Here is a 4924-nt window from a genome sequence, read left to right as displayed (position 1 = left end):
TAATAAGTGCTGACTAGCAAATTCATTATATCAAATGCTGTGTAAGATGTCAACAACTAATTTTAACTAGATGTTAACAACTTTTTTAACAAGCAGCTTTTATAATATATCATGTCATCTTGCTTAAGTCAACAACTAATTTCAATCAACATTTGATAGAAATCATTGTCTCGCAGACAACGTTAATTACTATACCTTGTTCTTGATACTATGTCAATAGAAATTCTAAAAAACATTTAGCAATCTTTCCTCAATCATTATTAAGCTTTAACAAAGCCTTTAAATTGCACTTCACAAAGTTAACAACGGTTGATAAACTTACTAAGTATTGTGAATTTTTAAAAGGAGCTAGTCAATGATTTCAACATTAATTGATTTTGTTTTACATATTGATACTCACCTTATTCAGATTGTAAATAACTTTGGTGATTCTACTTACCTTATTCTCTTTGCGATCATCTTTATCGAAACTGGTGCAGTGATTCTGCCATTTCTACCTGGTGACTCACTACTATTTGCGGCAAGCGCTTTAGCTGCTAACGCACAATATCATCTTAATATTTGGATATTTGTCCTTGTCTTCCTTGCTGCTTGTCTTCTCGGTGATTCAATAAACTTCTATATTGGTCACCGAATCGGTAAGGGACTATCTAATCATTCATTATTCGGAAAGTTGATTGATAAAGATAGTCTTACAAAGGCTGAACAATTCTTTAAAAAGCACGGAGCTCCAGCAATCATTCTTGCTCGCTACATGCCAATTATTAGAACATTTGCTCCATTTGCAGCGGCTGGTTCTGGATTCCCTTACCGGAAATTTATTCGTTACAGCATTATTGGCTGTCTTTCATGGGTAACTATTTGCTGTGCAGCCGGTTATTTCTTTGGTAATCTACCATTCGTCCAGGAACACTTCTCGGTAATTATCATTGCCATCATTGTTGTTACACTAATACCTGCAGTGGTCAGCTACCTAAGATCTAAATTTACCGCTAAATAATTTTTGCCGATTATAAAACCGCAAATATCCAAGAATCGCAATTGTAATTATTAACCAAATGCCAAATAGTTTCAAAAAGAACGTCGGTGGCATCCCCATAATAATTGGGTCAGTCTGCGAATTAAAAATCCACTTGTTATCACTAAATAACAAGTAATGGAACAAAATAAACGTTCTTTCAAAGTCAATTGCTGTTAACCCACTAATTATTAACAATCCAAGACATAGATAATCAATAAGCGAAACCAACATTATTAGCTGGCTTCGCTTTTTTTCATGTTTGATTTTGCTAATAACTATTCCCCAACTGGTAAGACATACCCCTTCATTAATTATCAAGAAGCACCGTACCATTGAAAAATGTTCGCTTGCATTGCTACTAATTGGTAAATAGCGAAAAGTTAACTGATTAGCTATTGGGGACTGGAGATAAATTAGTAAGCGCCGATAATCACTCATAATTTCTCCCCAGCTTATCCCATCAACGGCAAATGGATGCAAGAAAATAATCGAGACGTTTGTCGTAATAATCACTGCAATAGAAGCCGCTGCTACAAAGTATACTAATACTTCCAGGATGCTCTTGATTTCTATTTTCATTACTCAACCTGCCAATCATCTAAACTATCAACTTGATGAGTTGGTTGAATGGCTTCCTTACTGACTTCTAATTTTGTAGATAGGCCTGAATATACTAATAAACTATCAATACCAAAATTAATTGCCGCTTTAATATCCGTATTGTAGTTATCTCCGACCATCACAACTTGTTCTTTGTTAAGGCCGCTTTTCTTTAGTGCCATCGCCATTATAATTTTTTCTGGCTTGCCAATCATGATTGGTCGCTTCTGAGTAGCATATTCTACTAATTTCACTAAAGAACCTGCCCCAGGAACCATCCCTCGCTGATTTGGCAAATTACTATCTGAGTTAGTTCCGATAAATGTTGCTCCTGCCCGAATTAATAAAACGGCAGTTGCCAACTTGTCATAAGTTACTTTTGAGTCTAAGCCTACAACCACATAGTCTGGTGACATATCTGTAATAGTAAAATGACGACTAATAAGCGCATTTCGTAGACCACTTTCACCAACTACGTAAACCCGGCGCTTATCCCCGGCGATTTGATCTAAATAATCAGCTGTTGCGAGCGCTGTCGTATAAACATTATCGCTGTTCACGTGAATATCGTGATTAGTAGTTAAGTTATCAGCAACAAACTCTGGTGACCTTGTACTATTATTTGTTACAAACAGTATCTGCTTACCTGCATCTTGAAGGCGACGAATGAACCTTGCCGCAGCTGGGATCCTCTTAGTTCCCTTATACATTGTCCCATCAAGATCGATAAAATACCCCTGATAATTATTTTTCATTTTGATTCCTCTTTACCCGTTGATGGATAACAAATTTTTGTTGGTGATTACCGACTTTAACCCGTTTTGCTGATTGGTGACGTCGCTTTCGTGGCTCTGGCTGGCTGAGTTTCCGCCGTCGCTCCCTAATTGCTGGAGAATGTTCTCTTCGGCGTCGGCGATTACGTCGTTTAGGCAGACGAACATCACAGTTTCGAACGATAAAATATGGGCAACCAAAATTACAATCTTCGTATAGGTAATCTTCAATCGTCTCAACCCCCTGATCAGGCCGAAACAGTGGATTATCCGGATCATAAAATCCCTTCAAGCGTAACTGATCGTAACCCCAATCGCCAACAATGTAGTCATACTTATTTAGGATATTACTAAATCGGTTGGCTAATTGTTTACCATCGAATCCTTCACGATAATTCTTTAATAATTTATATTGATGACCATTAAGGAGAAAATCATTCCCTGATTGCTCCTCATAATGATATAAATCAATCCGTTGTTCTTCACGTTGATCGATATACTCTTGAATTTTTGCGCGATTCAAACTTTTCACCTCGCTTTATTCTAAATTTAAAATTACTAATTACCATAATACCACGTTCTTAACGTCGCTTTGCAAAGTCATCCGTCTTACCATTAATCATTTTTTCAATTTGATCAAAGCTAAGGGGTGCACCAAATGGTACCTTTTCCGGCAATAAATAATCAAATTCAGGTGAGTCAATTCCGACATTAATGTTTTCCTTCGCCGGAACTGCATAATGATGAATATGACCATGAAGGTTAATAATTTGCGGTGCTATTCCCAACATTAGTGGGTAATGGGTTAAATAGTATTGACGATGATCGTATTTCAGCAATACGCCAACATCATGAAAAGTAAACTTTGGTTTTCCACTAAAAGAATAATTATTTTTAGCTAGGTATTTAAACAATCCCCTACTATCGTGATTTCCTTTGATTAAAACTAAATGACCATTTAACGAGTCAAGAATTTGAAAAATCTTTTCATACGCTTTTGCCTGAGGCTTAGCAAAATAAACTGCAATATCGCCAAGATGATAAACGGTATCATTCTCACTAACCCGTTCGTTCCAATTCTTAATAATCGTTTGATCCATTTGATCAACCGTCAGAAAGGGCCGTGGCGCGAAATTATCAATTCCTAATAAATGCTCATCTAAGAAGTGAGTATCAGCCGTAACAAATTGCATTCTCTTCACCCCTTATTTAAATAAAAATAAACCGATAGCTGGGACAAAAACACTCTCCCAACTATCGGTTTTTATAATAAATTACTTGCTTTGCTTCTTCAAGCGTTCAATATCACGAACAATCATTAATTCTTCGTTAGTTGGAATTAATAACGTCTTAATCTTAGCATCCGGTGTTGAAAGATCCCGTTCAACACCATGGCAATTATTCTTTTCCTGATCAATCTTAATTCCGAAGTATGCAAGCTTATCGGTAACCATCTTCCGAATTGGAACACTATTTTCACCAACACCGGCAGTGAAGACAATTGCATCTGCTCCGCCCATTTCTGCAATGTAGGCACCAACATAACGAACAATTCGGTTTACATAAATATCAATGGTCAATTGGGCACGCTTATCACCCTTGTCAGCTGCAGCAAGAATATCACGCATATCTGGGGAAATACCAGAAATTCCCTTAATTCCAGATTCATGATTCAAAATATCAATCATTTCTGGTGCAGTCTTGCCTAACTTTTCTTGCATAAATTCAACCAAGGAAGGATCTACATCCCCTGAACGAGTTGCCATTGTAATCCCAGCCAATGGTGAAAAGCCCATTGAAGTATCGTAAGACTTACCATCCTTAACGGCAGTAATTGAAGCACCTGCACCAATATGCATTGTGATCAACTTCAGATCTTCAAGCGGCTTGCCGAGCATTTCAGCAGCCCGTCCGGCAACATAACGGTGACTAGTACCGTGAGCACCATATTTCCGGGCACCATACTTTTCATACCATTCATAAGGAACACTGTAAAGAGCATTCTTCTTTGGCATGTTTACGTGGAATGAAGTATCAAATACGGCAACCGCAAATGCATTTGGCAGTACCTTGCGGAATTCTTTAATCCCTACTAATTCAGCAGGATCATGTAATGGAGCATACTCAGCTAAACTATCAATTTTCTCAATTACATCATCAGTAATTACTGCAGAATCCTTGAAGTATTCACCACCAGCAACAACCCGGTGACCAACAGCAGTAATCTCATCATAGCTCTTAACAATCTTGAGACTGATTAATTGATCCAGCAGGTACTTAACGGCGGTACCGTGATCGGCAAATGCCCGTTCTTCTTCATGTTTTTGACCATCACCATACTTAATTTTAGCATGGCCCATCTTTTCGCCAATTCGTTCAATTGTTCCTTCAGCAACAACTTCTTCACTTGGCATATCAAATAACTTAAACTTTAGTGTTGAACTTCCGGCATTAACTGCAATTGTCTTTGACATATGATAACGTCCCCTTTATTTTTTAATATTTGTTGCAACCCAATCATTAATTTCCT

Annotated in this window: 6 protein-coding genes; 1 reads left to right on the top strand and 5 read right to left on the bottom strand. The window is 37.4% G+C overall.

Features of this window, described 5'->3' with window-relative positions:
• The first annotated feature begins 358 nt into the window (after positions 1 to 358).
• Positions 359 to 1000: a VTT domain-containing protein gene (locus tag HMPREF0549_RS07920; protein WP_040531744.1), complete on the top strand. Its 642-nt coding sequence runs from the start codon at positions 359 to 361 to the stop codon at positions 998 to 1000.
• Here HMPREF0549_RS07920 and HMPREF0549_RS07915 read toward each other — a convergent pair.
• The 5 genes from HMPREF0549_RS07915 to HMPREF0549_RS07895 all read right to left on the bottom strand — a co-directional run bounded on the left by HMPREF0549_RS07915 (position 974) and on the right by HMPREF0549_RS07895 (position 4868).
• On the bottom strand, positions 974 to 1600 hold the full coding sequence (locus tag HMPREF0549_RS07915; RefSeq protein WP_003717762.1) for a TIGR01906 family membrane protein: 627 nt from the start codon (positions 1598 to 1600) through the stop codon (positions 974 to 976). The two genes, HMPREF0549_RS07920 and HMPREF0549_RS07915, sit on opposite strands and share 27 nt — an antisense overlap.
• On the bottom strand, positions 1600 to 2376 hold the full coding sequence (locus HMPREF0549_RS07910) for a TIGR01457 family HAD-type hydrolase (RefSeq protein WP_003717761.1): 777 nt from the start codon (positions 2374 to 2376) through the stop codon (positions 1600 to 1602). The genes HMPREF0549_RS07915 and HMPREF0549_RS07910 overlap by 1 nt, the downstream gene beginning before the upstream one ends.
• On the bottom strand, positions 2366 to 2917 hold the full coding sequence (locus HMPREF0549_RS07905; RefSeq protein WP_040531696.1) for a YutD family protein: 552 nt from the start codon (positions 2915 to 2917) through the stop codon (positions 2366 to 2368). Before HMPREF0549_RS07905 ends, HMPREF0549_RS07910 begins: the two co-directional genes overlap by 11 nt.
• A gap of 58 nt (positions 2918 to 2975) precedes the next feature.
• A complete protein-coding gene (locus HMPREF0549_RS07900) occupies positions 2976 to 3587 on the bottom strand; it encodes a metallophosphoesterase (RefSeq protein ID WP_003717759.1) in 612 nt (203 codons plus the stop codon).
• Between the two features lie 81 nt (positions 3588 to 3668).
• On the bottom strand, positions 3669 to 4868 hold the full coding sequence (locus tag HMPREF0549_RS07895; protein ID WP_003717758.1) for an acetate/propionate family kinase: 1200 nt from the start codon (positions 4866 to 4868) through the stop codon (positions 3669 to 3671).
• Positions 4869 to 4924 lie beyond the last annotated feature (56 nt).

Source organism: Limosilactobacillus vaginalis DSM 5837 = ATCC 49540 (assembly GCF_000159435.1).
In the GTDB taxonomy this organism is placed as follows: domain Bacteria; phylum Bacillota; class Bacilli; order Lactobacillales; family Lactobacillaceae; genus Limosilactobacillus; species Limosilactobacillus vaginalis.
The sequence above is the reverse complement of the archived record's forward strand: the minus strand, read 5'-3'. Positions and strand labels throughout refer to the sequence as shown.

Excerpts from the sequence above, each read along its gene's own strand:
- HMPREF0549_RS07915 (WP_003717762.1), bottom strand. The coding sequence starts at position 1,600 with ATGAAAATAGAAATCAAGAGCATCCTGGAAGTATTAGTATACTTTGTA.
- HMPREF0549_RS07910 (WP_003717761.1), bottom strand. The coding sequence starts at position 2,376 with ATGAAAAATAATTATCAGGGGTATTTTATCGATCTTGATGGGACAATG.
- HMPREF0549_RS07900 (WP_003717759.1), bottom strand. The coding sequence starts at position 3,587 with ATGCAATTTGTTACGGCTGATACTCACTTCTTAGATGAGCATTTATTA.
- HMPREF0549_RS07895 (WP_003717758.1), bottom strand. The coding sequence starts at position 4,868 with ATGTCAAAGACAATTGCAGTTAATGCCGGAAGTTCAACACTAAAGTTT.